The 26,309-nt window shown below is 43.5% G+C and carries 25 protein-coding genes; 12 read left to right on the forward strand and 13 right to left on the reverse strand.

All coding sequences use genetic code 11. The features are described 5' to 3' along the window. Window positions 1-22: 22 nt before the first annotated feature. From PSU78_RS03805 to PSU78_RS03830, 6 genes are all read right to left on the reverse strand, one after another. Complete coding sequence (locus tag PSU78_RS03805; RefSeq protein ID WP_300384512.1) at window positions 23-595, reverse strand: chorismate lyase; 573 nt, start codon at window positions 593-595, stop codon at window positions 23-25. 75 nt (window positions 596-670) lie between these two features. After that, window positions 671-2,839 (reverse strand): ATP-dependent DNA helicase RecG, encoded by a 2,169-nt coding sequence (gene recG / locus PSU78_RS03810; RefSeq protein WP_300384515.1) that lies wholly within the window; start codon window positions 2,837-2,839, stop codon window positions 671-673. Window positions 2,840-2,869: 30 nt separating this feature from the next. After that, window positions 2,870-5,164 (reverse strand): bifunctional (p)ppGpp synthetase/guanosine-3',5'-bis(diphosphate) 3'-pyrophosphohydrolase, encoded by a 2,295-nt coding sequence (locus tag PSU78_RS03815; protein WP_300384518.1) that lies wholly within the window; start codon window positions 5,162-5,164, stop codon window positions 2,870-2,872. Window positions 5,165-5,226: 62 nt separating this feature from the next. Beyond that, a complete protein-coding gene (rpoZ, locus tag PSU78_RS03820; protein WP_300384521.1) occupies window positions 5,227-5,439 on the reverse strand; it encodes a DNA-directed RNA polymerase subunit omega in 213 nt (70 codons plus the stop codon). 74 nt (window positions 5,440-5,513) lie between these two features. Beyond that, window positions 5,514-6,125: a guanylate kinase gene (gene gmk / locus PSU78_RS03825; RefSeq protein WP_300384524.1), complete on the reverse strand. Its 612-nt coding sequence runs from the start codon at window positions 6,123-6,125 to the stop codon at window positions 5,514-5,516. Window positions 6,126-6,167: 42 nt separating this feature from the next. After that, a complete protein-coding gene (locus PSU78_RS03830) occupies window positions 6,168-7,046 on the reverse strand; it encodes a YicC/YloC family endoribonuclease (protein WP_300384527.1) in 879 nt (292 codons plus the stop codon). Between the two features lie 205 nt (window positions 7,047-7,251). Here PSU78_RS03830 and PSU78_RS03835 point away from each other — a divergent pair, with 205 nt between their 5' ends. The 6 genes from PSU78_RS03835 to hemW are packed head-to-tail and all read left to right on the forward strand — an operon-like array spanning window position 7,252 to window position 12,018. Next, window positions 7,252-8,241: a serine/threonine-protein kinase gene (locus PSU78_RS03835; RefSeq protein WP_300384530.1), complete on the forward strand. Its 990-nt coding sequence runs from the start codon at window positions 7,252-7,254 to the stop codon at window positions 8,239-8,241. A 15-nt stretch (window positions 8,242-8,256) separates the two neighbouring features. Next, window positions 8,257-9,183, forward strand: a complete 927-nt coding sequence (locus PSU78_RS03840) for a protein phosphatase 2C domain-containing protein (RefSeq protein ID WP_300384533.1) — start codon at window positions 8,257-8,259, stop codon at window positions 9,181-9,183. A gap of 44 nt (window positions 9,184-9,227) precedes the next feature. Further along, window positions 9,228-9,959, forward strand: coding sequence for a ribonuclease PH (rph, locus tag PSU78_RS03845; protein ID WP_300384536.1), 732 nt, complete (start codon window positions 9,228-9,230; stop codon window positions 9,957-9,959). Beyond that, window positions 9,952-10,563 (forward strand): RdgB/HAM1 family non-canonical purine NTP pyrophosphatase, encoded by a 612-nt coding sequence (rdgB, locus tag PSU78_RS03850; protein ID WP_300384539.1) that lies wholly within the window; start codon window positions 9,952-9,954, stop codon window positions 10,561-10,563. Before rph ends, rdgB begins: the two co-directional genes overlap by 8 nt. After that, the gene (locus PSU78_RS03855) at window positions 10,560-10,790 is read left to right on the forward strand and encodes a hypothetical protein (RefSeq protein WP_300384542.1); all 231 of its coding nucleotides are present in this window, start codon (window positions 10,560-10,562) and stop codon (window positions 10,788-10,790) included. Before rdgB ends, PSU78_RS03855 begins: the two co-directional genes overlap by 4 nt. A gap of 34 nt (window positions 10,791-10,824) precedes the next feature. After that, complete coding sequence (gene hemW / locus PSU78_RS03860) at window positions 10,825-12,018, forward strand: radical SAM family heme chaperone HemW (RefSeq protein WP_300384578.1); 1,194 nt, start codon at window positions 10,825-10,827, stop codon at window positions 12,016-12,018. Window positions 12,019-12,037: 19 nt separating this feature from the next. On the opposite strand, the gene PSU78_RS03865 is transcribed toward hemW, so the two are convergent. Then, complete coding sequence (locus tag PSU78_RS03865) at window positions 12,038-13,558, reverse strand: hypothetical protein (RefSeq protein ID WP_300384545.1); 1,521 nt, start codon at window positions 13,556-13,558, stop codon at window positions 12,038-12,040. A gap of 85 nt (window positions 13,559-13,643) precedes the next feature. Then, window positions 13,644-15,083, reverse strand: a complete 1,440-nt coding sequence (gene argH, locus PSU78_RS03870; protein WP_300384548.1) for an argininosuccinate lyase — start codon at window positions 15,081-15,083, stop codon at window positions 13,644-13,646. Window positions 15,084-15,314: 231 nt separating this feature from the next. Between argH and PSU78_RS03875 the strand changes: the two genes are divergently transcribed. The 6 genes from PSU78_RS03875 to PSU78_RS03900 are packed head-to-tail and all read left to right on the forward strand — an operon-like array spanning window position 15,315 to window position 20,397. Continuing rightward, window positions 15,315-16,307, forward strand: coding sequence for a sensor histidine kinase (locus PSU78_RS03875; RefSeq protein WP_300384550.1), 993 nt, complete (start codon window positions 15,315-15,317; stop codon window positions 16,305-16,307). Beyond that, window positions 16,304-17,062 (forward strand): LytTR family DNA-binding domain-containing protein, encoded by a 759-nt coding sequence (locus PSU78_RS03880; RefSeq protein ID WP_300384554.1) that lies wholly within the window; start codon window positions 16,304-16,306, stop codon window positions 17,060-17,062. The genes PSU78_RS03875 and PSU78_RS03880 overlap by 4 nt, the downstream gene beginning before the upstream one ends. A 60-nt stretch (window positions 17,063-17,122) precedes the next feature. Beyond that, window positions 17,123-18,097 carry a hydroxymethylbilane synthase gene (gene hemC, locus PSU78_RS03885; protein ID WP_300384557.1) on the forward strand — a complete coding sequence of 325 codons (975 nt, stop codon included), beginning with the start codon at window positions 17,123-17,125 and terminating at the stop codon, window positions 18,095-18,097. A 22-nt stretch (window positions 18,098-18,119) separates the two neighbouring features. Beyond that, window positions 18,120-18,902 carry a uroporphyrinogen-III synthase gene (locus PSU78_RS03890; protein WP_300384560.1) on the forward strand — a complete coding sequence of 261 codons (783 nt, stop codon included), beginning with the start codon at window positions 18,120-18,122 and terminating at the stop codon, window positions 18,900-18,902. A 17-nt stretch (window positions 18,903-18,919) separates the two neighbouring features. Continuing rightward, window positions 18,920-19,960 (forward strand): uroporphyrinogen-III C-methyltransferase, encoded by a 1,041-nt coding sequence (locus PSU78_RS03895; protein ID WP_300384563.1) that lies wholly within the window; start codon window positions 18,920-18,922, stop codon window positions 19,958-19,960. 14 nt (window positions 19,961-19,974) lie between these two features. Next, complete coding sequence (locus PSU78_RS03900; RefSeq protein WP_300384566.1) at window positions 19,975-20,397, forward strand: heme biosynthesis HemY N-terminal domain-containing protein; 423 nt, start codon at window positions 19,975-19,977, stop codon at window positions 20,395-20,397. Between the two features lie 187 nt (window positions 20,398-20,584). On the opposite strand, the gene PSU78_RS03905 is transcribed toward PSU78_RS03900, so the two are convergent. The 5 genes from PSU78_RS03905 to PSU78_RS03925 form a co-directional block, all read right to left on the reverse strand. Further along, window positions 20,585-23,158: a cation-translocating P-type ATPase gene (locus PSU78_RS03905; RefSeq protein ID WP_300384568.1), complete on the reverse strand. Its 2,574-nt coding sequence runs from the start codon at window positions 23,156-23,158 to the stop codon at window positions 20,585-20,587. A gap of 63 nt (window positions 23,159-23,221) precedes the next feature. Next, entirely contained in the window at window positions 23,222-24,553 is a 1,332-nt protein-coding gene (locus PSU78_RS03910; RefSeq protein WP_300384581.1) for an ATP-binding protein, read from the reverse strand. Further along, window positions 24,553-25,221 (reverse strand): response regulator, encoded by a 669-nt coding sequence (locus tag PSU78_RS03915; protein ID WP_300384572.1) that lies wholly within the window; start codon window positions 25,219-25,221, stop codon window positions 24,553-24,555. The genes PSU78_RS03910 and PSU78_RS03915 overlap by 1 nt, the downstream gene beginning before the upstream one ends. Window positions 25,222-25,230: 9 nt before the next feature. Then, window positions 25,231-25,755 (reverse strand): diheme cytochrome c, encoded by a 525-nt coding sequence (locus PSU78_RS03920; protein ID WP_300384575.1) that lies wholly within the window; start codon window positions 25,753-25,755, stop codon window positions 25,231-25,233. A 167-nt stretch (window positions 25,756-25,922) separates the two neighbouring features. Further along, window positions 25,923-26,273, reverse strand: coding sequence for a DUF1924 domain-containing protein (locus PSU78_RS03925; RefSeq protein ID WP_300384584.1), 351 nt, complete (start codon window positions 26,271-26,273; stop codon window positions 25,923-25,925). Between the last annotated feature and the right edge of the window lie 36 nt (window positions 26,274-26,309).

Here is a 26,309-nt window from a genome sequence, read left to right on the forward strand (position 1 = left end):
TCAAGCTTGTCGACGATTTTAATTAAACACGCTTAGTAACAAGCAACTGAGGTAGAAAGACTTCAGTGACCATAATATTAGCGCAACTTAAACTAAAAATAGAACGTCGCGCCCACAAGTAACTGGGTTTTCGCACCTCAGGCTTTTGCGTTAAATGTCGGGTTGCATGTTGGTAAAGTGCGTGGTTTGGTGTGAGTTTTTTGTAGCTCAAAGTCGTGCGCTTCACTTTTGGATTAGCAAACAAAGTCGCTCCTAGTGGCTTATTGCCTAGCCTGCCAAGTCCATGCCACGCGCCTTGCAGGCTAGTTCTTGGTAGTATGCTATGCGCAAAGACTACTGGCTGTTGATCGCTAATAAGTAATACCTCGCGTATTAACGAAATTTGGTAATTTGGTTGGTGCAATAAAGCAGCTTCATCTTGAATTAATTTGCCATATTTTACGACGGTAGGCTCCACTGCAAAGGTACTGAAATGCTGCTGCAAACGCGCGGTAAGAGAGCCATTATCGATTAACCAAGGTTGCAGCTTATTAGCCTGCATAGGCTTGTTAAGCCAGCGCTGGCGGGTACTAGCAAGATTTTTTTGAATTTTCACGAGAGGAATTATCGCATAAATGAGAAGTCATGCGAGCCAATACCCACACGGTTCGCTGGACCTGTGTTTTTCAGCTTAAACCTTAACCAATTCATCTGCTCGACCCATCCATCTTTCTAAATGCTTTTCTACAGCAGACGGATGCTCCTTAATTAAGCGATCAGCTATATTTTTAGCGGCATTTAATAATTCTACATCACGATTCAGATCGGCTATTTTCAACATAGGCACGCCACTCTGACGTGTGCCTAAATACTCACCTGGGCCACGTAAATTAAGATCAGCTTGGGCGATGGCAAATCCATCACTGCTTTCATAAATCACTTTTAACCTGGCACGCGCTGTCTCAGAAAGTTTATTTTGATAAAGCAAGATACAAGCACTTTTTGCGGCGCCACGACCGACGCGACCACGCAGTTGATGCAACTGACTCAAACCCATACGTTCAGCGTGTTCTATGACCATTAAACTAGCATTAGGGACATCTACGCCAACCTCAATCACTGTAGTTGCTACTAGCAATTGCGTTTCGCCTGCGCTGAAGGCGGCCATCACGGCTTGTTTTTCTACGGGCTTCATACGACCATGCACTAGCCCGACTCTTAATTCTGGAAATTCGTTTTGCATTAACGCGTACGTGTCGTTGGCTGTTACCAGTTGCAAAGCTTCAGACTCTTCAATCAGCGGACATACCCAATAGGCTTGATTGCCTTGTGTGCAGGCTTCGCGCACACGCTGCAGAATTTCATCTCGACGCACATCAGATACCAGCTTAGTGGCAATGGGTGTGCGGCCTGGTGGCAACTCATCAATCACCGACACATCTAAATCTGCGTAGTAACTCATGGATAAAGTGCGTGGAATTGGCGTGGCAGTCATCATCAACTGATGTGGCTCTGGTTGACCTTTTTGTCGCAAAGCCAAACGTTGATGTACACCAAAGCGATGCTGCTCATCAATAATTGCTAAACCTAACTTTTTAAACCGCACCGCTTCTTGAAACAGTGCATGCGTGCCAATCACTAACTGCGCGCTGCCATCGGCAATGATTTGCATCGCAGCGTCGCGGTCTTTTTTAGACTGACTACCAGTGAGCCATGCGATTTTTATATTTAATGGCGTGAGCCAGCCTATCATTTTGCGAAAATGTTGCTCTGCCAAAATTTCCGTTGGCGCCATTAGCGCCACTTGCCAACCGCTTTCTATACTCTGCAATGCCGCCATACACGCAACAATGGTTTTACCGCTACCTACATCGCCCTGCAATAAACGCTGCATCGGGTGCGGCTGCGTTAAATCGTTCTGAATTTCTACCGCCACTTTTTGCTGGGCTTGCGTTAAGGCAAATGGCAAGCTTTTAAGCAAAGCCGAAACCAATTGCTTGGATTGTTTAAACTGTGGCGCATCCACACTGCGACGACGCGCATAATGTTTACGCATAGAAAGCTGCTGCGCCAGTAGTTCATCAAAAGCAAGGCGTTGCCATTCTGGGGTAGTTTTTTCTTCTAATCCCTGTAAATCAGCATCTGGCGGTGGATTATGTAAAGCTTTTAAACTTGCAGAAAAACTTGGAAATTGAAATGGCTGGTACACACCCATTGGCAAAGTTTCGGCTAATGGATTTTGTTTTGAAGTGTCTAGCTCCTTCCCCATTTCAGGGAGAAGGTTGGGATGGGGGTAAGAGTTTTGACTGACGCGAGATTCTACCCCCACCCTGGCCCTCCCCCTACCTGGGGGAGGGAAAATGTTACTTAAGTTTAATGCAGTGGCAATCGCCTTGCGCAAATTGCCCTGCGTCAGCCCAGCCACCGTTGGGTAGACAGGCGTTAAGGTTTCAGCCACAGTGGTTTTTTCGCCAACGGCTTTACAAGTGGGATGCACCATCTCATACCCAAAAAAACCACTACGTACTTCGCCATACACCCGCAATTTATTCCCCACTTTAAGCATGGAAATTTGGCTAGGATAAAAATGTAGGAAACGTAAAGTGAGTTGCCCGCTCGCATCTTCCAGCCTTGCGATTAAAGCTTTACGCGGCTTATAGGTCACTTCCGTATGAACAATTTCACCTTCAACCTGCGATGGTTCGCCAACCCGTAAATCACGCACACTAGTCATGTGCGTTTCATCAATGTAGCGCAAAGGTAAGTGTAACAATAAAGCTTGAATAGTATGGATGCCAAGCTTATTCAGATTGGCCACTAGCGGCTTGCTAAAGGTTTTTATTTCAGACAGATTGGTCAAAACAGAAACTATAGCTGGATAAACCAAGCATTATTGAGAAGATTTTTTTGCACCATTGCCAGCAGCATTACCCTTAGTTCGGTTAATGCGCACCACATCAGGTATTTTGCGTAAGCTACGCATCAGCTCAGCTAAATGAATACGGTCTTTCACTTGCACAGTGAAATACAGATTAGCATAAGCGCTGCCATCCTCTTCTTCAACACTCACGTTATCAATGTTAGAGCCAGCTTCGGCAATGCCTGAAGCGATTTTTGCTAACATACCAGGCTGATTTGCTACAGTTAGATTCAGGTTGGTTTTGTATAGACGCTGACTTTCTGGCTCCCACTCCACATCTAGCCACTTATCTGGATCTAAACGGAATTTACGTATCGCCGGACAATCGTGCGTGTGTACCACCAAACCTTTATCTTTATTAATGAAGCCTAGAATTGGGTCGCCAGGTATCGGTCTGCAGCATTGCGCAAACTGTACCGCCATCCCTTCTGAACCACGTATGGTAATGGTATCTAATGGCTTAACCGTTTTACCGAAAATTTTGTCGAAGAACTTACCGCCCAAGAACTTACCTATAGCGCCCTCTTCTGGCTCCTCTGGTGCGCCAAGCATCGCTAGCAATTGGTGCGCCACCATGACGTTTTGGCGTTTACCTAAGCCGATTTCAGTCAATATTTGTGATTTCTTTTTCAACCCATAATCACGTATCAGCTTTTGCCAATGCTCTTCAGTGATTTGGCTAGGCTCAACATGTAAAGCACGCAACGCTTGATTAAGCATGCGCTCGCCAAGGTGGGCTGACTCAGTAGATTGTTGCGATTTTAAAAAGTGCCTAATATGTGCGCGTGCTCGGCCTGTCACCACATAGTTCAGCCAAGCAGGGTTAGGTTTAGCGAGTGAACCCGTAATAATTTCCACGTGATCGCCATTATGTAACTCTGTGCGCAGTGGCGCCAATTCTTGATTAATCCGCACCGCTACGCAACTATTACCAATGTCTGAATGAACAGCGTAGGCAAAATCAACTGCTGTTGCACCCTTGGGCAAAGCAAAAATCTTACCTTTAGGTGTAAATACATACACTTCATCTGGGAACAGATCAATTTTAAGATGCTCAAGAAAATCGAGTGAATCCACACTTTCACTTTGAATCTCTAATAAACGCTGTAACCACTGATGGGTTTGCTGCTGCAATGCGGTTAACTGCGCATCACTAGCTTTATACAGCCAATGCGCAGCCACGCCTGCATCAGCAATGTTATGCATCTCAGTACTGCGAATCTGCACCTCGATAGGCGTACCAAATGGGCCAAATAAAGTGGTATGTAGCGACTGATAGCCATTAGCTTTTGGAATCGCGATATAGTCTTTGAATTTACTGGGGATAGGTTTGTATAAAGCGTGCAAAGCGCCTAAGGCTAGATAACAACTCGATAAATCTTTGACAACGACTCTAAAACCATAAATGTCGTAAATTTGCGAGAACGCCGTGGTTTTACCCGACATCTTCTTATAAATGCTGTAAAGATGCTTTTCTCTTCCTGATACCTCCGCATCAATATTCAACGTAATCAGTTGCTGCTTAATGGACTCTAATATCTTACTAACAACTTCTTTACGGTTACCGCGTGCCGCTAAAATGGCTTTTGAAATTGCCCTGAACCGCATTGGGTAAAGGTACTGAAAACTTAAATCTTCAAGCGCTTGGTATATATCATTCAAACCAAGACGATTGGCAATAGGCGCGTAAATTTCTAGTGTTTCTTTAGCGATAAGCTTTTGCTTTTCAGGTCGCATGGCTTCCAAAGTTTGCATATTGTGCAAACGATCAGCCAGTTTTACCAAAATAACTCGCACATCTTGCGACATGGCGAGCAGCATTTTTCTGAAATTCTCTGCCTGTGCGACACTCGCGCTTTGAAACTCGATTTTATCTAGCTTGGTTACACCATCAACCAATTCGGCCACCTGCAGGCCAAATTTTTCTTTAATGTCGTGGGTAGAAATATCAGTATCTTCGACTACATCATGCAATAAGGCCGCGAGCAGTGTGGGTACGTCTAAGTGCAAGTCAGCCAAAATACAAGCAACCGAAACGGGGTGCGTGATATAAGGCTCACCCGTTTTGCGCACCACACCGTCATGTGCCTGATAGGCATAGCGATACGCCTCCCAAACTAGGGCAATATCTTGTGGTTTTAAATATTCTTTAAGACGTAAACTAAGCGCCGAATCCTCACTGTCCGCAGGCAGCAAGGGGGCTGAAGCTAGTGCTGAACTAGGCTTGAACAACTCCGCGTTTTGATTGGTTGCGGTTTTTGACATACCACTTTCACTAGGCTTTTTCTAAGAAATTAGATAGATAGTATTCTAAGATAAGCCAAATATTAAGGATGAATGCGTGCAAGAAGCTCTACGCCAATTTTACCAGCAGCGATTTCACGCAGCGCTAATACAGTTGTTTTATCACGCAAACCTTGTGTGTTAATCAACGGCTCTGCGCCATTGTGTAGTTGACGTGCGCGGTACGCAGCCACTAAAGTCAATTGAAAACGATTTGGAATTTGGTCTAAGCAATCATCTACTGTAATACGTGCCATGATGGTGTTTCCTAATTAATAATGAGAAATAAAGCTTCTAAATTGAAGAATCTAATGCGCTTCAATCTAGAGTCTTATGTAAGTGTTTGAATTAAATCCGCATAACGTTGTAGTTGAACTGAGCCTAAAAGCCGTTGTGCTCGAATGATTGCGGTAATGTCTTGTAGTGCAACATCAAAATCATCATTGATTGTAACATAATCGAACTCGCTCACGTGGCGCATTTCAGTACGCGCAGCAGCTACACGCTTAGCAATGACCTCTGCACTATCTTGACCGCGGCCATTCAGCCTGCGTTCCAACGCCTCGATGGACGGCGGCAACACAAAAATACTCACAGCATGCGGGTACAAACGACGTACTTGCTCTGCACCTTGCCAGTCAATTTCTAAAATAATATCAAAGCCCGCCGCTAGTGGTGCCTCTATAGCCGACTGTGAAGTGCCATAACGCGCATCATGCACTTCTGCACTTTCTAAAAATTGCGCCTCACCCAGCATACGCAAAAATGTCACATCATCCACAAAGTGATAATCCACGCCATTCGCCTCGCTAGGACGCGGCTTGCGTGTAGTGTGAGAGATTGAAAGTTTCAAATGCTCGTCTTTGACCAGCAAAGCTTTAATCAAGCTAGTTTTGCCAGCGCCAGAAGCTGCAGTGATAATAAAAAGATTGCCTATAGTCATATTTGTATTTTATTCTAAATTTAACTGAATCATCTATTTTGCTTATTCAATATTTTGAATTTGCTCGCGCATTTGCTCAATAAGTACTTTCAACTCCATGGATACTTGGGTGGTTTGTACTGAAACAGACTTTGAACCCAAGGTATTCGCTTCACGATTAAGTTCTTGCATCAAAAAGTCTAGACGTTTTCCTGCAGGTGCCTCGCTACTCAAAATCCGTTTCACTTCAGAAATATGGGCAGTTAATCTGGTAAGCTCTTCATCAACATCAATACGCTGTGCAAACATCACCAGTTCTTGCGCGACACGCTCTTGGTCGATATTTTTTAAGTTTTCTTGCAGCTTATTTTCGAGTTTAGCTTGATACTCTTTGGTCAGCGCAGGTAATAACGGTTTGACTTTGACCACTAAAGATTCAATTTGGCTTAATCGTTCTAGCACCAGCGCTTTTAATTTTTCGCCTTCACGAGCGCGAGATGCATTCAAGTCTTGCAAACCTGCTTGCATTAAGTTTTTCACATCTTCCAATAGTGAATCTTGGCTCAAAGAATCATTGAGCACTACGCCTGGCCAGCGCAAAATATCCGCCACACTGAGCGGGCGGCTCTGTGGGAAATACTGCTGTGCTTTTACTTGCATCGCAGCCAATTGCTGCATTAACGCATCATCCAACTGGGTTGCATGCCCTGCTTGAGTACGCTGAATTAAATTAACTTTACATTCAATTTTACCGCGACTTAGTTTTGCACTAATCAGTTCGCGAATAGCTGGCTCAAAGCTTCTTAAATTTTCATCCAGCTTAAAATGTAGATCTAAATAGCGGCTATTTACCGCGCGCAGCTCCAGTATTAAAGTTGCATTATCTATAGGTGAATTGATGGATTGCTCAAGAGCTGCAAAGCCCGTCATACTGAAAGTCATAATGAAAATTCCTGAAACTACGTTAGCTAAAACTAATAAATTAACAGCATGTTATCAAATACAAGCCAATAGATGCCAAAATAAACCACTAAATAACTTTAAGTACAATCAATTACGCGTTATATTGCTGAATATACTCTAAGTCTAAATGCATTATTTAAATTAATTTACCCTTAATAAAACAAGTAAATAGAAAAAATATATAGTGTCATCTACTGAAAATTTAGCGTTACCTACTGGCTACCAGTTACAAGATTACGAAATTCGAAAAGTCTTGAGCTCTGGTGGGTTTAGCTTCGTCTATTTGGCACGCGATAAAGATAAAAACACGGTCGCCATTAAAGAGTATTTACCTACCTCAATTGCCTTGCGCACCGACAGTGCAACAGTTCAACCTAATGCTGACGACGTCGCCTTATTTAGACGCGGCTTAAAATGCTTTTTTGATGAAGGTTTATCGCTCGCTAAAATTGACCATAAGAATATCGTTCGAGTGCTTAATTTCTTCCGCGCCAATGAAACTGTTTACATGGTGATGCAGTATGAACGTGGGAAATCATTACAAGAATATATTTTAGGGCAGCAAAACTTAGTTTCTGAGCAATTTATCAGGCGTGTTTTTGGTGAGCTCTCCAATGGTTTAAGAGAGGTGCATACTCAAAAGCTTTTGCATTTAGATATTAAACCAGCCAATATTTATATTCGGCTAGATGGTTCGCCTGTGCTACTAGATTTTGGCTCAGCAAGACAAGCTTTGAGTGAGAATTTAGCAAAATTCTCACCTAGTTACACACCGGGCTTCGCTTCACCTGAGCAATATTACGATAGAAAACTACTTGGGCCTTGGAGCGACATTTACAGCATAGGGGCCACCATGTATTCATGCTTAACACGCACTTCGCCGCCCGCTGCTAATCAACGGATTAAAAATGATTTGCTCGTTCCAGCAGTCAAATTGGGTAAAGACCATTACTCGCAAAGCTTGCTTGAAATTATCGACAGCTGCTTGAGTTTAGATTATCTTGAGCGCCCACAAAGCGTGTTTTCGCTGCAAAAGGCTTTGCTCGAATCTAAGCCGCTTCCTAAGAAAAAATCTAGCTTGGTCAATAAAATAGTGCTTGCGCTCAATAAACCTATTTTGATGAAAAAAACACCCCCTCAAAAAGCACCTATTACGCACACAACCACTAATTAACGCGCATCAACCATCATGAAATTTACTATTTTTCAAAATAGCCGTCAGGGTCCACGGCAATATAATCAAGACAGACTTGCGTACTCTTACAGTAAAGATGCGTTATTGCTGGTGGTAGCTGATGGCATGGGTGGTCATCGCCATGGCGAAATAGCCGCACAATTAGCAGTGACTACGATGACAGATGCTTTTCAACGGCTAGCAGTGCCTACACTTCCTAGCCCAGCTAAGTTCTTAATTGACCATATGCAACAGATTCACGACATGATAGACCAGCTCACGCAAGAGCGAGAGTTGATGGAAGCGCCCCGCACTACTATTGTTGCGGCGGTCGTGCAACGCGGTGTATTGTATTGCGCTCATGTCGGCGATTCACGCCTTTATCATTTTAGAGATGGGCATTTGCTATACCGCACCGAAGACCATTCGATTGTTCAATCTCTTTATTCAAAAGGGATGATCAATAAAGATGAGATGTCTACGCACCCTTATCGACACAAAGTTTACAGCTGTTTAGGCGGCGATGTCCCCCCGAAAATCGACCTTTCTGATCGACAGGAATTGGCTGAAGGCGATACCATTTTATTGTGTACTGACGGTGTTTGGGGTGCGGTAACAGACGAGCAAATTAAACGCGTACTCAATAGCCCATCTATCACTGACGGAGTGACTACCTTGTTAGATGTCGCAGAGAATACTAGCCAAGAGCAAGGCGATAATATGAGTGCTATCGGCTTGCAATGGGGTGATAAACAAAGCAATGGTCTTGCCGTTTCAACTATCTCTATGGCGATGGGTTTGACAACTACTATCATGAATCCAACGACCTACCCTAGCGGGCAAGATGCGGCATTGGATGGCGATTTTACTGACGATGAAATTGAAAATACCATCGCAGAAATTCAACAAGCTTTGCTTAAATCTAAACGAATATCAAACTAAACGTATAATAACTAGCTCAAAAGATTAATCAGGATTTATCAAGCATGCAATCAAGCAATTCAAGACCCAGCCAACGCGCTAATAATCAGTTACGTAATGTCGAGATTATTCGCCATTACACCAAGCATGCTGAAGGTTCAGTATTGGTAAAGTTTGGTGATACACACGTGCTATGTACAGCCAGTGTAGAAGAAAAAGTACCTGGCTTTTTAAAAGGCAAAGGTCAGGGTTGGGTGACTGCTGAGTACGGTATGTTGCCACGTTCTACTGGCAGCCGTATGGATAGAGAAGCTGCAAAAGGCAAGCAATCTGGTCGTACGCAAGAAATTCAGCGTTTAATCGGTCGCTCATTACGTGCCATTATTGATTTAGAAAAGCTAGGCGAACGCAGCATTCATATGGATTGTGATGTGATTCAAGCCGATGGTGGCACGCGTACTGCCAGCATCACTGGCGCTTTTGTGGCCTTACATGATGCCATTTCAACCTTACTAAAAAACGGCAAGCTCACTGAAAGCCCGTTAAAGCAAGGCGTGGCAGCAATTTCAGTAGGCGTTTATAAAGGTATACCAGTACTTGATTTAGACTATATTGAAGATTCAGACTGCGATACCGACATGAACGTCGTCATGACAACCGATGGCGGTTTTGTGGAGATTCAAGGCACAGCTGAAGGCGAGCCATTCAGCCGTGATGCCATGAATGCCATGCTAGATTTAGCCGCGCACGGCATCAATCAACTCATTATCAAACAGAATGAGGCATTAGGTGTTTAGCAAGCTCGTCATCGCATCAGGCAATAAAGGCAAGTTGCGCGAAATTGAGCACATACTTGCGCCACTAAAAATTGAAATTATCCCGCAAAGTACGCTTAACGTACCTGAGTGTGAAGAGCCATTTTGCACTTTTATTGAAAATGCGCTTGCCAAAGCACGCCACGCCAGTAAACACACAGGCTTGCCCGCTCTGGCAGATGATTCTGGCTTATGCGTAGACGCGCTACAGGGCGCACCCGGTGTGTTATCTGCAAGATATGCAGGTGAGCCCAGCCTTCCAAAAGAGAAACAGGATGACGCTAACAATCAAAAATTGTTAGAAGTGCTTAAGGGTGAAAAAAATCGCCATGCGCATTTTTACTGTGTAATGGTGCTAGTGCGCCATGAGCATGATCCAGAACCTATCATTGCAGAAGGCCAATGGGTAGGCGAAATATTAAGCGAATATCGTGGCAATGATGGCTTTGGTTACGATCCTTTATTTTTAGATGCTAACACAGGTAAAACTGTAGCCGAATTATCAATGGAAATTAAAAGTCGCATCAGCCACCGTGGGCACGCGATGGCAAAGTTATTGCAAAAAATAGAGCGATTAAACGCATGAGTAAAGACGAAAAAGAAGCATGGCCAAAATGGGTGCGTGACGACAATAGCGTTGTTGCATGCACAGAAAAAGTCAAAGTCATGACTGAAAACTTTGATGAAATTAAACAAATCGCCCAAGATGCATTTGAAGATGGCTTGCTAATGGAAGTCTCTGAAGAGCAGATGCGCGAAGCATTGCATCGTCTTGTTAAGATGCTGGTGAATCCTTATCAAAAAAATCATTGAAATAAAACCTGCGGCATCGTTTTATCCAAAGCCGATTAACACCATTGCACCACTAGCAGGCGAGGCAACATTATCTGGTCTAACCAACCCGCCGCCGCTGTCTTTATATATCCATATTCCTTGGTGCGTTAAAAAATGTCCCTATTGCGACTTTAACTCGCATGAGAGTCGACATAAAGATGGCGAAATTCCCGAAAGTGCCTATGTCGATGCCTTAATCGCGGATTTGGAGCTTGCCACGCCGAAAGTGTGGGGGCGGAAAATCAAAAGTGTATTCTTTGGCGGTGGCACACCAAGCTTGTTTTCTGCGGAATCGATAGACCGAATTTTAAGCCATGTGCGCATGCTTACGCCGTTAGAGGTTGACGCCGAAATTACGCTAGAAGCCAACCCTGGCACTGTAGATACTGCTAATTTTGTCGGTTACAAGCAGGCTGGCGTGACTCGGCTGTCACTTGGTATACAAAGTTTTAATAGCGATTATTTAAAAGCTTTAGGACGTATTCACGATAGTGAGCAAGCGTTTGCAGCAGTTGAGCTTGCAATGAAAACCTTCGAGCAGGTCAATTGCGACATTATGTATGGCTTGCCCAAGCAAAGCTTGGAAGATGCCATGCAAGACGCACAAACCGCAATGCGTTTAAGCCCTTCACATCTATCGTTTTACCATTTAACCTTAGAACCGAATACACCGTTTTACCGCACGCCGCCTAGTCTGCCAGATGATGATACGAGTAGCGATATGCAAATTGCCATTGAAGCACTATTAGCTGAAAATGGTTATGAGCATTACGAAACGTCTGCTTTTGCCAAAAAAGGTAAGCAGGCTAAACATAACCTTAACTATTGGCAATTCGGTGATTATTTAGGTATAGGCGCAGGTGCGCACAGCAAGCTCAGTTATCACGATAAAATCACCCGCGAAGTTCGCCCCAAGCATCCCAAAGCTTATATGGAGCAAGCGTTACAAGGCAAGGCTGTTGAGCGTGAGTGGCTGATACCGCAAGATGAGCTTGGTTTTGAGTTTATGATGAATGCGCTAAGGCTGATGGATGGCGTGCCTGTGGATTTATTTCAGCAACGCACTGGTTTAAATATTCGCACGCTAGAAGCCGCGATTAAAACCGCGCAAAGCAAGGGATTGCTAATCATTGAATCTGGCAATATGCGGCCTACTTTATTAGGACAGCGCTTTTTGAATGAGCTTTTAGAACTGTTTCTGCCTTAATTAAAGTTTAAATTAAGCACTATTCTTGATGAGAAAATTTGTCGCGAAGATCCAAAATATCACGCAAAAGCTTAATTTCTAACAGCACTTCTAAACCAAAACCGCCACGCTCACTGTCACGATTATCTGTTAGTAGATTATCTAAATAAATCTTTGTTTCTACCAGTTTTTCTAAGCTCTTATCGCACTCAGCCCAAAGCCTCATCAAAGGCTCAATAATATGCGGGAACTCTAACAAACTGGTCGCAATGACCATCGGTAGCGGTAAATTATCCCAGGTGGGCTGAATCACATTAAAGGTTTGATGTAATTGGTGTGCGCTTTCTAAAAACTCTTCTTTTTGCTTGGTTTTTCTGTATATATCTAACAACGCCAGCCAGTGATCTAGTGACGCTTTAGGCGCAGATTGAATTTGCGCTTTCAAGATTAGAATCGCTTCTTTTTCACGGTCAATATTGACGTAAATTCTAGCTTGCTCAAGCACCAAATCACCCTCTTCTTTGTTTTTCAAAGACATGATGGCATCTAAGTCGTTATCTGAAATACTACCTGAGAACTCACTGGAGCTTAAAGAAAAATCTACTGTAGAGGGTGAATCATCCACTTCATCCAGAGCACTTATGAATTCTTTTTTATCCATAGGTTCAAGTTTATCTGCGGTGAAATAACTAAAAGCTTCTGTTTGCTTACGTCTATATCGATAGGCTGCAAATATTGAACCTAACACAAATAAGGCTAAAAGAATTTGTAAGCCATATTGAGAAGTAATGGATTCTTGCTCTGTAATTGATGCAGTTGTTGGGCTAGCAGGTGTTTGCACAACTGGCGATACCATGTGTTTAATGGCTCGAGGCTTTGCAGGTTCTGGCACGTTTGCAACAGCTACGGGCACAGGGGCAACAACCTGCGGGTCTGTTGGTGTTGGTGTTGGTGTTGGTGTTGGTGTTGGTGTTGGTAATACGTTAACGGTTTGAGGTGCAGCTGGCAAGCTTTGCACACGTTTAGCTTCTACGTTAAGCGCCAACATGACTTCTTGCAAATGCGCCAACTTTGCATTGAGCTTTTCTAAATCTTGCTTAAGCTGCTCATTTCTTTTCACCAAATCTTCATATTTGGTCTGCATTTCAGGAGTGAGCGCAAATTGACTAGCATCTTTCAGCCCATAACTCATGTGCAATTCTGGTTGAGTGGCTGGCTTACTGTGATGCACTATTTTTTTAGAGGCATGCCTAATTTTGCCGCTATGCTTAGCCAAATATTTAATATTTGGAATAATAATCAGACTTGCTTGATTGGTCTTGGTATAAGCTGTTAAATTAGGGCGAATTTCTTGGCTTAAATGCAGTGTTCTCTGAATAAATAAACGCTGCATTCTTTTGTTTTTTGGGTAAAACAAAGTTGATAAACTTTGTACACTTTCACCAGATAACAATGGCCAAGTAATGGTCGTCGATTCACGGTCATCTGTTTGCAAGGCGCTATCTTGCTCTGCAGATACTTCTTGAGGTATGTCTTGTGCCAGCAAAAAATTAGTATGCATTGCGACTAATAAAGCCAATGCAAAGTTAGTTTTTTTAAATTTTTTTTCGCTAAAAATCAATTCACACCTTTAATTTTACAATCTTTTAACTCATTGATTTTCTAACGCGAGCAATGGCTGCTTTAACTTGCACAGGGGCAGTGCCACCAATATGGTTGCGGCTGTTTAATGATCCTTCTAAAGTTAGCACAGCATAAACATCTTCACTGATTTCAACTGCAAATTCTTGTAAAGTTGTCAGTGGTAAATCACTTAAATCTACTTTCTTATCTACTGCATAACGCACTGCCAAAGCAACAGCCTCGTGCGCATCTCTAAACGGCATGCCTTTTTTAGCTAAATAGTCAGCTAAATCTGTAGCAGTCGCATAGCCTTCAAAGGCAGCTTGGCGCATATTGTCTTTATTGACAATAAAGCCTTTTTTAACCACCACTCCGTTTTCTATTACTGGCAAACGCAACATATCTGCGTAAATTTGTAAGGTAACTAATAAGGTATCAGCTGTATCAAATAGCGGCTCTTTGTCTTCTTGATTATCTTTGTTGTAGGCTAGTGGCTGGCCTTTCATCAAAGTGAGCAGTGCGGTTAAATGCCCGTAAACTCTACCCGTTTTTCCACGTACCAACTCTGGTACGTCTGGGTTCTTCTTTTGCGGCATGATAGATGAGCCTGTGCAAAATCTATCGGCAATATCAATAAAGGCGAACCTTGGAGAACTCCACAAAATCAGCTCTTCGGATAATCGTGATAAATGCGTCATGACCAATGAAGCGGCAAAGGTAAATTCAATGGCAAAGTCACGGTCAGAAACCGCATCTAGTGAATTCTCACAAACGCCATCAAAACCCAATTTTTTTGCAACTAACTCTCTATCAATCGGGTAGCTTGTACCCGCTAATGCCGCGGCGCCCAAAGGTAATTTATTGATGCGCTTTCTGCAATCAATGAAACGTCCAGTATCGCGTGTAAGCATTTCAACATAAGCCATTAAATGGTGACCAAAGGTGACTGGTTGCGCTACTTGCAGGTGTGTAAAACCTGGCATGACTGTATCAAAATGCGCTTCGGCTAAATCTAGCAGACTCAGTTGCAGGCCTTTTAAACCTGCGATGACATCATCTGTGGTTGCTCGCAACCACAACCTGACATCGGTTGCTACTTGGTCGTTACGGCTTCTGCCAGTATGTAAGCGCTTACCTGCGTCACCTATTTTATCGGTTAAACGCTTTTCAATGTTTAAATGCACGTCTTCGAGATCTAACAACCATTCAAATTGGCCGCTCTCGATTTCTTGCAAGATTTCAGCTAAGCCTGTTTCGATTGATTTAACATCATCCAAACTAATAATTTTTTGTGCACCCAGCATTTGGGCGTGAGCAATAGAGCCTTGAATATCAAATGCCGCCAAGCGTTGATCAAAGCTAACAGAGGCGGTGTATTTCTTGACTAACTCAGCGACAGGCTCGTTAAATCTTCCTGACCAACTGGTATTTTTTTTGTTTAATGCGCTTGTCTTTTTTGTCACTTTTACTTTTTCTTTCTTATCGTACGGCTTTAATATCTATTCAATATTTAGGATTAAATTTTAGAAAAGAATGGGTCACACCACTTTTAATCACTACTTTGACTTTCTATATCAATTATTGCTTAATAATAATACACTTATGTGATTAGTATAATGCATATACAAAGATTACGATTTAACTAATGCTCAAAAAAGACCAAACAACACAATCGTATGAGCATGAATCATGCCATGAGAAAAAGTAACCGCCTACCTAACTTGCGTAACCTAGGCGTAGCGTTACGTATTCTAGTGATTACCAATGCATTATTGGCACTCATTGCAATCATTTTAAGTACCAATGCTGCTGAGTTTGTATCACTTGTGACAAACATCTCAGCAATTGCGCAACCTATGTTGTTATTAAGCTTGTTATTGTTATACGCAAGCTACCCACTACTCAAAAAACTACGTTACTGGCACGGCATCATCGCCATCTTTGGCATCGTTTTACTCACTTGTTTTGGTTTACATTGGCTACTGACACAAGCCTTAATATTCGACAATCTATTATCGACTAAACGTACAGTTTTTTATGCATTTATTGTGTGCACTATCACCTTGTATTATTTCAACCTTCAAGAGCGCGCCTATTCACCAGCGGTTGATGAAGCAAGATTACAAGCCCTGCAGGCACGTATTCGCCCACACTTTTTGTTTAACTGTATTAATGCAGTGTTATCGCTGATTCGTAGCCAACCAAAACGTGCTGAAACAGCACTGGAAGATATGGCGGATTTATTTCGTGTGCTGATGGCAGATAATCGTGATTTAGTTCCATTGGCACAGGAAATCGCTTTATGTAGACAATATTTAGCCTTAGAAAAGCTACGTTTAGAAGAGCGACTGATCATTGAGTGGAAAGTGGATGACATGCCGCCTGACGCCCTTATACCGCCATTACTATTGCAGCCACTGATTGAAAATGCCGTCTATCACGGCATAGAACCATTAGCCACTGGTGGCAAAATTACCATTCAAATCTACACCAAACGTAATGAAGTTCACTTAGTACTCAGTAATCCTTACAGCATCAAAAACACTAGACATATTGGCAACCAAATGGCGCTTAATAACATTAAGGAGCGCTTAACTTTGCATTTTGACCTTGAGGCATCCTTGAAAAGTAGCTTGTCAAATGGTGAATATCAAGTCCATATTACTTTGCCACATACGACTAAATGACCGACACATTAAAAATATTAATCGCAGATGACGAAGCGCCAGCTCGTAACCGTTTACGTGAGCTTTTGAACGACATGAGCAATATTAATATTGTTGCTGAAGCTAAAAATGGACAAGAAGCGCTCAATTTAGCCAACACACATCAGCCTGACATAGTTTTACTCGACATTCGTATGCCAGGCGTAGACGGTATTGAAGCTGCCCAACACTTGCAAAAAATGGCTAAGCCACCAGCCATAATTTTTACCACCGCTTTTGATAGTTACGCCATGCAGGCTTTCGATATGAGCGCGGTAGATTATTTATTGAAGCCCATTCGTTTGGAGCGCCTGCAAACCGCCATACAAAAAGCGCGCGCTTTATTACCCAGTCAGCTTGAGGCAATCGCGCCGCTGAGTCAGCAGAAAACACATTTCAGTATTTCTGAGCGTGGTCGAATTTTATTGATTCCCGTGGCCGATGTGATTTACTTACGAGCTGAACTTAAATATATCACCGTGCGCACGGCAGAAAAAGAATACCTTCTTGAAGAGTCTCTGAATAATTTAGAGCAGGAGTTTTCTAATACTTTTATTCGTTTACATCGTAATTGTTTAGTGGCAAAAGCCTATATTTTGGGCTATGAAAAACGCCATCAAGAGTTCGATGAAGATGGTAATAAAAGCAGTGAAAAGCACTGGGTCGCCTTATTAAAAAACACCGATGAGACGATTGCCGTCAGCCGTCGTCAACAGCATCTCATCCGCGCAAACTAAAGCGATAGTGCTGCTTGTGTTAAAATAGAAACCACCATTTAAACTGCCTAATATAAGCTTATGAACACTTCTAGTCCTACTTCCATTCAAGCACCTGATATTCAACCCCCAATTAAACTTGTGATTGCCTCACGCGAAAGTCCATTGGCAATGTGGCAAGCCTTGCATATTCAAAGCCGTTTGCAGGCGCTTTACCCTTCTACTATTGTAGAAATTTTGGGTATGACCACCACTGGTGATCAAATTTTAGATACGCCTTTGGCAAAAGTCGGCGGCAAAGGTTTGTTTGTAAAAGAGTTAGAAACTGCGTTGGAAGATGGCCGTGCCGACTTGGCTGTCCATAGCATGAAAGATGTGCCGATGAACCTGCCAGAAGGCTTTATGATGGCCGCCACTGGCGAACGCGAAGATCCTCGTGATGCTTTTGTTTCAAATGATTTTGACTCACTTGAAGACTTGCCTGAAGGTAGTATTGTTGGTACTTCTAGCTTGCGCCGTCAAAGCCAATTGCAAGCACGTTTACCGCATTTAAAAATAGAATCTTTGCGCGGTAATTTGCAAACGCGTCTTCGTAAACTCGATGAAGGTCAATATGCTGCCATTATCCTCGCTGCTGCTGGTTTGATTCGTTTAGGACTTAACGCCAGAATTCGCAATGTAATTTCACCTGAGTTGAGCATTCCTGCGGTTGGGCAAGGGGCTTTAGGCATTGAAATCAATGCGAATCGCCCAGATTTACTCGCTGTTTTAGCGCCGTTAAATCACCCAGATACGCAAGTGTGTGTGGAGGCAGAACGTGCCATGAGCCGTGCGCTTGCAGGCAGCTGTACCGTGCCACTTGGCGCTTATGCGACATGTAAAGGCGAGGATATTCACATGACTGGCTTTGTAGCGAGTGTAGATGGCAAACAAATGCTAATAGAAACAGCCAGCGGCAATAGAAACCAAGCGGATGCTTTAGGTAAAACGTTAGCTAATCAGTTGTTGGCGAAAGGTGCTAACGACATTCTCTCTGCGCTTGATGGTCATAAGTAATTAACGAAAGTAGTCATTATTCATGATGGCAGATAATTTACTAAAAGGTTTGCATGTAGCGGTCACCAGACCTGTGGATCAAGCTGAGAGCATCTGCGAGGCGATTCATCATCATGGTGGTGTTGCGATTTTATTTCCACTGCTCGCCATTTCACCATTAGATGATTATCATGCATTTGAAAGTGTAATTGCCGACCTTGAGCGAGCTGACTGGGCAATTTTCATCAGCACCAATGCGGTTGATCATTCATTACCGAGAATTCTCAAAAGATTTGGCAATGCGCCTGAAAATCTGAAATTTGCCGCCATTGGTCATCAAACGGCAAAAGAGCTCAGTCTGTACGGGGTTCACCAGGTGCTAATACCGCACACCCGTTTTGACAGTGAATCCTTATTGGCACTTGCTGAAATGCACGATGTTGAGAATAAAAACATCGTCATCTTTCGTGGGGTTGGTGGGCGCGATGTATTGGCAGAGATGCTTAAATCTCGGGGTGCAAATGTCGCATTTGCAGAAAGTTACCGTCGAATTAACCCGCAAATAGACACACAATTTCTAAATGGTGAATGGCAGCAAGGTCATCTGAATGCCGTCATCGTGACGAGTAGCGAAGCCATGCGCAATTTGCTAGACATGGCTGGCGAGTCAGAATGGCTGCGTCATGTCACACTGTGCGTTAATCATGCCAGAATTGCCGAATTGCCTCGGCAGTTTGGCTTTAAAGTATTGGTTGCTGAAGCGCCAGGTGATGATGCGATGATTAAATGCTTGTCGCAATTAGCTTTACCTCAAGTAGTGAATTAAACAAGTGATTAATTAAAATGGCTGACACTTCAAACATACCAACTTCAGACAGACGTAAGCCCTCACTCTTCGCCAATACCGCGTTGATACTGGTTGTCATCGCTTTACTGACACTAGCTTGGCAATGGTTGAATACACGCCATCGATTTAACGAAGTGGAAAAATCACTCAGCCAAAAACTTGAAGCTTACCAAGCCAACAATCAACAAAGCTTGGCACTTGCTAAACAAGCAGAGGAACGAAGCACTGAGGCCAACGCACGCACGGTGATTTTGGAGCAAAAGTTAGAGGAATCGCGTGACCAGCAAGATGTATTGCAAACACTTTATGACCAGCTCGCTGAGAGCCGCGAAGCCACAGCTGTGGCTGAAGTGGAGCAGTTATTAACTATTGCTAACCAACAGTTACAACTTGTAGGTAATGTTAAAACCGCTCTATTAGCTTTACAAGCCGCCGATAAACGCTTGGAGCCGCTCAATTTACCGCGCGCGAATCAATTGCGAGAAACGCTTGTGCTTGAAATTGAAAATCTACGAAAATTACCGCAAGTTGATGTAGTCGGCATGAGCGCTCAGCTAGATACATTGGCCGATTTGTGTGCAACCATACCGTTAATCAGTGAGCGCCAGCCTACACTCAATGCAAAAGCTGCTCAACAAAATGAGGCTAAAACTACGCACCTAAGCGCCTTGCAAAAAGTCACTTACCCCATTTGGAATGATATTAAAAATTTAGTCACGCTAGAGCGCATTGATAAACCCGAGCCGCCACTATTATCAACCGACCACGCATTTTATCTGCGCGAGAACCTAAAACTGCGACTGCTCACAGCCAGAATTGCTTTATTGCAGCATGACGAAGTCAGCTATAAAGCGGATCTTGCTACCGTTACAGCATGGATCAATCAATATTTTGATGCTAAACATCCAAATGCCATACTAGCGTTTAAGCAATTAAAAAAACTATCTGGCAACAACATTGATATTCAGTTGCCACAGCTGACCGAAAGCATTGCGGCAGTTAACCGTTACAAACTCAGCCTAGAAAAAACAGATTAAATCAGCCAACTATCATGATAAAACGCAAAATATTTTGGTGGTTACTCATGGCGTTACTGCTAGTGATCGTGGTGTGGGCAGCCAGTAACAATCAAGGCTACGTGCTGATTGTACGCCCACCCTATCGGCTGCAATTTTCATTTAATTTTTTACTGATGTTGATTGTATTAAGCTTTTTACTACTACATTACTTTTTAAGATTTGTGCATTTTCTACGATTCTTACCCGCCAATAGACGCAACAAACAAGAAGCGCAACGCCTAAAAGCCAGTAACGACTGGCTGCTTGAAGGCATGCATGCCCTCGCAGAAGGTGATTTTGAAAGTGCTGAAACTGCCATTACAAATGCACATGATTTAATTCAAAATGCCGACCATGAAAAGTTACTGGCTGCGCTAGCTTTAGAAAAAAATAAGCAAGGATTTTTATTTAAGTAGCTGAGTAGAAAATTGAAGGTCATAGGTAATGACAAACATCGCGACTTAGGTTTTAGCAGCCAGTAGTTACAACAATGTTTATCTTACTAGAAGCGATGCTCTTCAAAACAGATGGGATGTCGAGTGTTTAGTAAATAGCTTTGCTTTCAAGTAACTAACCATTATTGAAAGTCCTAACTTAATCAAATTAAGGTTCTCTCCGAAATATTTTGTAGAGTTCAAACCACAAAACACTTGTTAAACCCACAAAGAAACTTAAAGCGAATGCTTGAATGGTGATAGGTGCAAAATGAAAAACATCGCGCAAAATTGGTAGCAATAGCGCCAGTATTAGAAAGATGAAGGCGCCTATGATGACCCACCATAATGCTGGATTTCGAATACCCAAAGTACGTATTACTGAATGTCGCCATGAACGGTTGACTAGTATTAAACCTAAGTTCCCAGTGACCAGTGTGGTAAAAGTCATCGCTCTGGCTGCGTCTGCTGAAGCCCCATGATTTAAAGCATAGCCCATCACAATCAATGACGGCACTAAAAGTGAAATTCCTTGTAGCAAGCTAATGAAAAAAACATGTTTGCTAAATAATAACTCTTTAGAAGAGCGTGGTGGGCGCTGCATGATATTTGATTCTGCGGGCTCCGCCTCAAAGGCGATTGAACAGGCTGGATTAATTATCATTTCTAAAAATACAATATGAACTGGCGCAAACATTGCGGGCCAGCCGAGTATTAAGGGCACAAGCGATAACCCAATAATAGGAAAATGTACCGCGAATATATAGGCCATGCCTTTGCGCAGATTATCGAAAATGCCACGACCTAAGCGCACGGCGTGCACGATGGAGGCGAAATCATCATCAAGCAACACCAGCGCTGCCGCTTCGCGCGCGACATCGGTGCCTCGCCCACCCATAGCAATGCCAATGTGTGAAGCTTTAAGCGCTGGTGCGTCATTCACACCGTCGCCAGTCATTGCAACGATTTCGCCATTCGCTTTTAATGCATTCACTAAACGCAGTTTTTGCTCTGGCACCATCCGTGCAAAGATGTTGCTGTGGCGAATCCGTTCACGCAGGGTTGGTTCATCCATCTGAACGAGCTCAGCCCCTGTGATTATGCCTCCACTTCCTACAGGAAGCCCTATCTGATCAGCAATTGCAGCAGCAGTAACTGGGTAATCTCCTGTAATCATCACAACGCGAATACCTGCGGCATGACATTCCTTTAGCGCTGGCGCCACGTTGGGACGCACAGGGTCAGCAAGCCCAATCAACCCAAGAAATACAAAATCAAAATCATGCTGAATATCTGGCCACTCGCTGCCTGAGTGTTTGGCTCTTGCCACACCAAGAACGCGCATGCCTTGTTCTGCTAGTCTATTTATTTGTTTTGATAATGTTTCAATTTGCTGTTGATCAAGATGACATAAATCAGCAATAGCTTCTGGTGCGCCTTTGGCTGCCACCACATATTCATCACGGTCTAACGCTTTCCATACATTTGATAAGGCAAGCAACTCTGGAGACAAGGAGTATCCATGCGCTAGCTGCCAATCGCCATGCAAATGTTCAGTATCAACCAAATACTGTTGACCCATTTCATGAATGGCTTTTTCCATCGGATCAAAAGGTGTTGTCTCACTAGCAAGAATGGCAAATTCTAGGACTTCGTGAAAATTTTCAGGTAATAAATTATTGATAGGGTCATGCTTCGATTTGCTAGAATGAGCTGCACTGAACACAAGGTTATGAGCCACTAATTGCTGCACAGCCATACGGTTAAAAGTGAGCGTACCTGTTTTATCAACACACATGACAGTGGCTGAACCAAGTGCTTCAACAGTATGCGCACGTCTTGTCAGTACTCGATGTTTAGAAATTCGCCATGCGCCCATTGCCATAAATACTGTCAAAACCACTGGATACTCTTCTGGCAGAATCGACATTGCTAATGTGATTCCAGACAATAAACCATGTAACCAATCGCCATGCGTGAGCCCATAAATCACAAATAACAATAGGCTTAAAAGCGTGCCTATAATGGCAAGATTACGCACCAGCAAGCGAATCTCTTGCTGCAAGGGCGTAATCTCAACATCTAAGCCCTGCAAAGCTTTACCGATTTTGCCAATCTTGCTTCGTAGCCCTGTTGCCAGCACCTGCGCCACTCCACGACCTTGCACCACTAATGAACCTGCGTAAACAAATGACAAACCATCACCACCAGGAGGCGTAATTTCAATATCAGGTAGCGTTTCAGACTCAACTTGTGCAATCTTACGCACAGCAACGGACTCTCCCGTAAGCAGTGATTCATCAACAGCAAAATGATTGCAAGAAATCAGCACCGCATCCGCTGGAACGCGATCACCTTCTGATAGCATGAGCAAGTCACCTCGCACCACTTCACGCCCTGCAATGCGTTGCTCTATGCCACCACGAATAACTAAAGCACGTGGGCTGGTTAAATCGCGCAGAGCTTCTAGTACTCGCTCAGTTTTATTTTCTTGATAGATAGTGATTGCCATCACAACACAGACAAAACCTAGCAACATCAGCGCATCGCTCACATCACCCAGTATCAAGTAGATTGCACCTGCCGCCACTAAAAGAAGAAACATCGGCTCGCGTATGACCTCTAGTGCGATCCCAAATAAATTCCGGTGGCCAGAAGCTGGGAGTTCATTCATACCATCAGACTCAAGCCTTTTTAACGCTTCTGCATGAGTCAAGCCAATTTGATTTTTTACATCAATCACAAAAGTTACCATAGTTAAAACTCGGTAAGCAAATGCTCACCACCATCAGATTTTGCATCTATACTAAGTAATGGGCCAAATCACTTGCACCAACAAACCCTCACCTTTCTCGTTGCTGCTTAGCTCCAATCGTGCACCATGCAAATCTGCAATGCGCTTTACTATAGACAGTCCGAGTCCACTACCCTCTTCCCCACTACCCGTAATGCGGTAGAAACGTTGCAGCACTTGGTCGCGCTCTATTTCTGCAATTCCAGGACCTGTATCACGTATCTTTAAGTGCATGCCGTTAAGATCACTCACGCTGACTGAGACGAGACCACCAGCAGGTGTGTAACGGATAGCGTTATCTAACAAATTACGTAGGAGCAAGACTAATTGAGAGTCATCGCCAAGTACATTAGCAGCTTGGCCTTCCTCCAAAAACAACTCTATCTGTTTTGTATGAGCTAGAGGCTCTAGATCAGCCATTACGGATGCGGCTAAAGCTCGTAAGTTCACCTGTTTAAAGCTATCCACTGCTGTTTCTGGATCAACTCTCGCCAAAGTTAGCAACTGCTGCACAAGCCTAGCGGCACGATCTACACCGCGCAAAACATTCTCCAAAGCTGTATTGCGTTCTGCTCTGTCGCTAGAACGCATTGCTACTTGCGCTTGAATCTTAAGCGCTGCCAAGGGTGTGCGCAGCTCGTGTGCTGCATCGGCAGTGAAGCGGCGCTCACTTTCAAATGCACTATCCAAGCGCGCAAATAATTCATTTAAAGCTTTGACTAAAGGCACCACCTCTTCTGGTACACCTTGCATTGCAAGAGGAACTAGCTGGTTCGCAGTACGTTGTTTTACCTCTTGCTTGAGTTGTTTCAGAGGTCGCAAGCCTGCACCAATGCCTAGCCATATCAGCAATGCGAATACAGGCAAAGCAATGAAGCTGGGAATAAGCATTTTGAGCGTAATATGTCGCGCCAATGATTCGCGTTTAGCTAAAGGCTCAGCAACTTGAATCATAAAATCGTGACGCGCGTCCCAACGCGTGAGCACACGCAGCGCTTCGCCATTGATGGTTGTTTCGCTATAGCCTTCTTTATCACTTGCCATCGCTTTGGTTGGTGCAATCGCTGAGCGAAGTAGTAACGCTTCACCACTCCAAATCTGAAAGGCCAGTTTTTGCTCATACTCATGAGAAACTGAAACTTCATTATCTCCATGCTCCATCTGCTCATGTAATTGATGCGGTACGGTCTCCAGCAATACTTGCGCGGACTGCGCTAACTGCGCATCAAAAAGCTGATTAATCTCTTCTTGTGATTCAATATGAGTAAACCATGCCGCCACAAGCCAAGCAGCGCCAAGGCTAAGAGATAACCACAATACTAAGCGTAAGCGTAAAGAATTCATCACCGAGTATTTTCTTTATCGATCACATAACCGACGCCTCGCAAGGTTCGAATCAACTCAGCACCAAGTTTTTTACGTAAATGATGTATGTGCACTTCCACTGAGTTGCTCTCCACTTCTTCGCCCCAGCCATATAAATTCTGTTCTAACTGCTCGCGTGATTGCACACGGCCGACATGCAATAGAAGCTCATGCAACAAAGTAAATTCGCGAGCCGAAAGCTCTACCGTTTGCCCACTTTTACTCACATGATGCGTAGAAGGTGTTAATTCAATATCCCCATGTTGCAATGTAAGCGTCACTTTTCCTGCGCTGCGGCGCAATAAAGCATTCAGTCGAGCAATCAGTTCATCTAAGTCGAATGGCTTAATAAGGTAGTCATCGGCGCCAGCATTCAAGCCACCTATACGGTCAGCTACTGTATCACGAGCGGTGAGAATTAAAACTGGAATGGTTGAGACTTGCGTACGTAGCCATTTGAGTAAGTCTGTACCACTTAATTTTGGTAAGCCTAAATCTAAAACTACAAGTGCATATTCTTCAGTTTCTAAGGCGAGTTTAGCTGCTTGGCCATCTTGCACCCAATCCACAGCAAACCCCGCCTGTTTGAGACCAGCTCGTACGCCATCACCCAGGAGGGTATCATCTTCAACCAGTAGAACTCTCATACCTGAATACTAACGTGGAATCTTCACTTGCGACTCAGAAAAGTCAGCTTTTTCTGCACCCTTATGACAGGCGACGCAATTCGATGCACTGCCAACGCTTTTACGTTTAAAAGTATTTGGTGAAACCTCATCGTGCTTAGAAGTGAAATAGCGCGTTTCGCTGATGCGGATTGGCGTTTCATTTGCTGGAATCGACTGATTAATGCGGCTTGATCGACGATTATTTTGTTTATCCGCGCTATTTGCAGCCAAAAATTGAGTAATTTCATCATGCGTAGCTGCATCTAAACTGGCATTCTCGCCAAAGTGTTTATCCAAGCCTGTCATTACTTTTTTCCATGAACGCTCTGGCAATAAACTTGGGTGATAAACCATATGGCAACTACCACACTCTGTCTTCCATTTTGCATTGGTAACAGCTGGCATAGTACTAACACCATCGCCTCCTTCACCAAATCCACCACTCGCCAATAGAGTACTAGCGGATGTAATGCTGGTGATTAATACTAAAATTTGCATCCATTTTTTCATCATATTTTCCTTAAGGGTGCTTCTATAAATTCAAGTTTCTAAGCTAAACAAGGCGCGAACAAAAAATTGCGCCGCCGCATATAGTTGATATGTAAGAAGTAATTTTTTGTGAGCAACGCAGTGTGGCAACGAAAATTGGATTTATAGAAGTGCCATTAACACTGAGCGTGCTATTTCACGCTGATTAAATACTGTATGTAATCGCCTTTTTCTTGCGCGGTACAAACGCGTTCCAACACGTCTTTACAATTGCGACCAAACCATTTTTCTACCTTAGCTGCATCAGTAAACCTTTGAGGATTGGCAATGGTCGCCATCGGCTCAATTAACTTATTCGCCCGAGTTTTGCCTTGGTTGCGTGGGTCTGAAGTGTGACAAGTTGCACAACTCACTTTTTTGCCATTGCTATGCATATGTTCTGCTTTAAAAAAGTTAGCGCCTCGTTCAGCAGAAAATCCCGCAAACGCTGCATTCTCCTGCTTAGCTTGCGCCTCATATTGCTTAAGGGCATCTCTAAAAATCCACCATAATTTTGCAAACTGAGACTATGTGTGGCT

Origin of the sequence: Methylotenera sp. (assembly GCF_029945705.1) — a bacterium.
Classification (GTDB): domain Bacteria; phylum Pseudomonadota; class Gammaproteobacteria; order Burkholderiales; family Methylophilaceae; genus Methylotenera.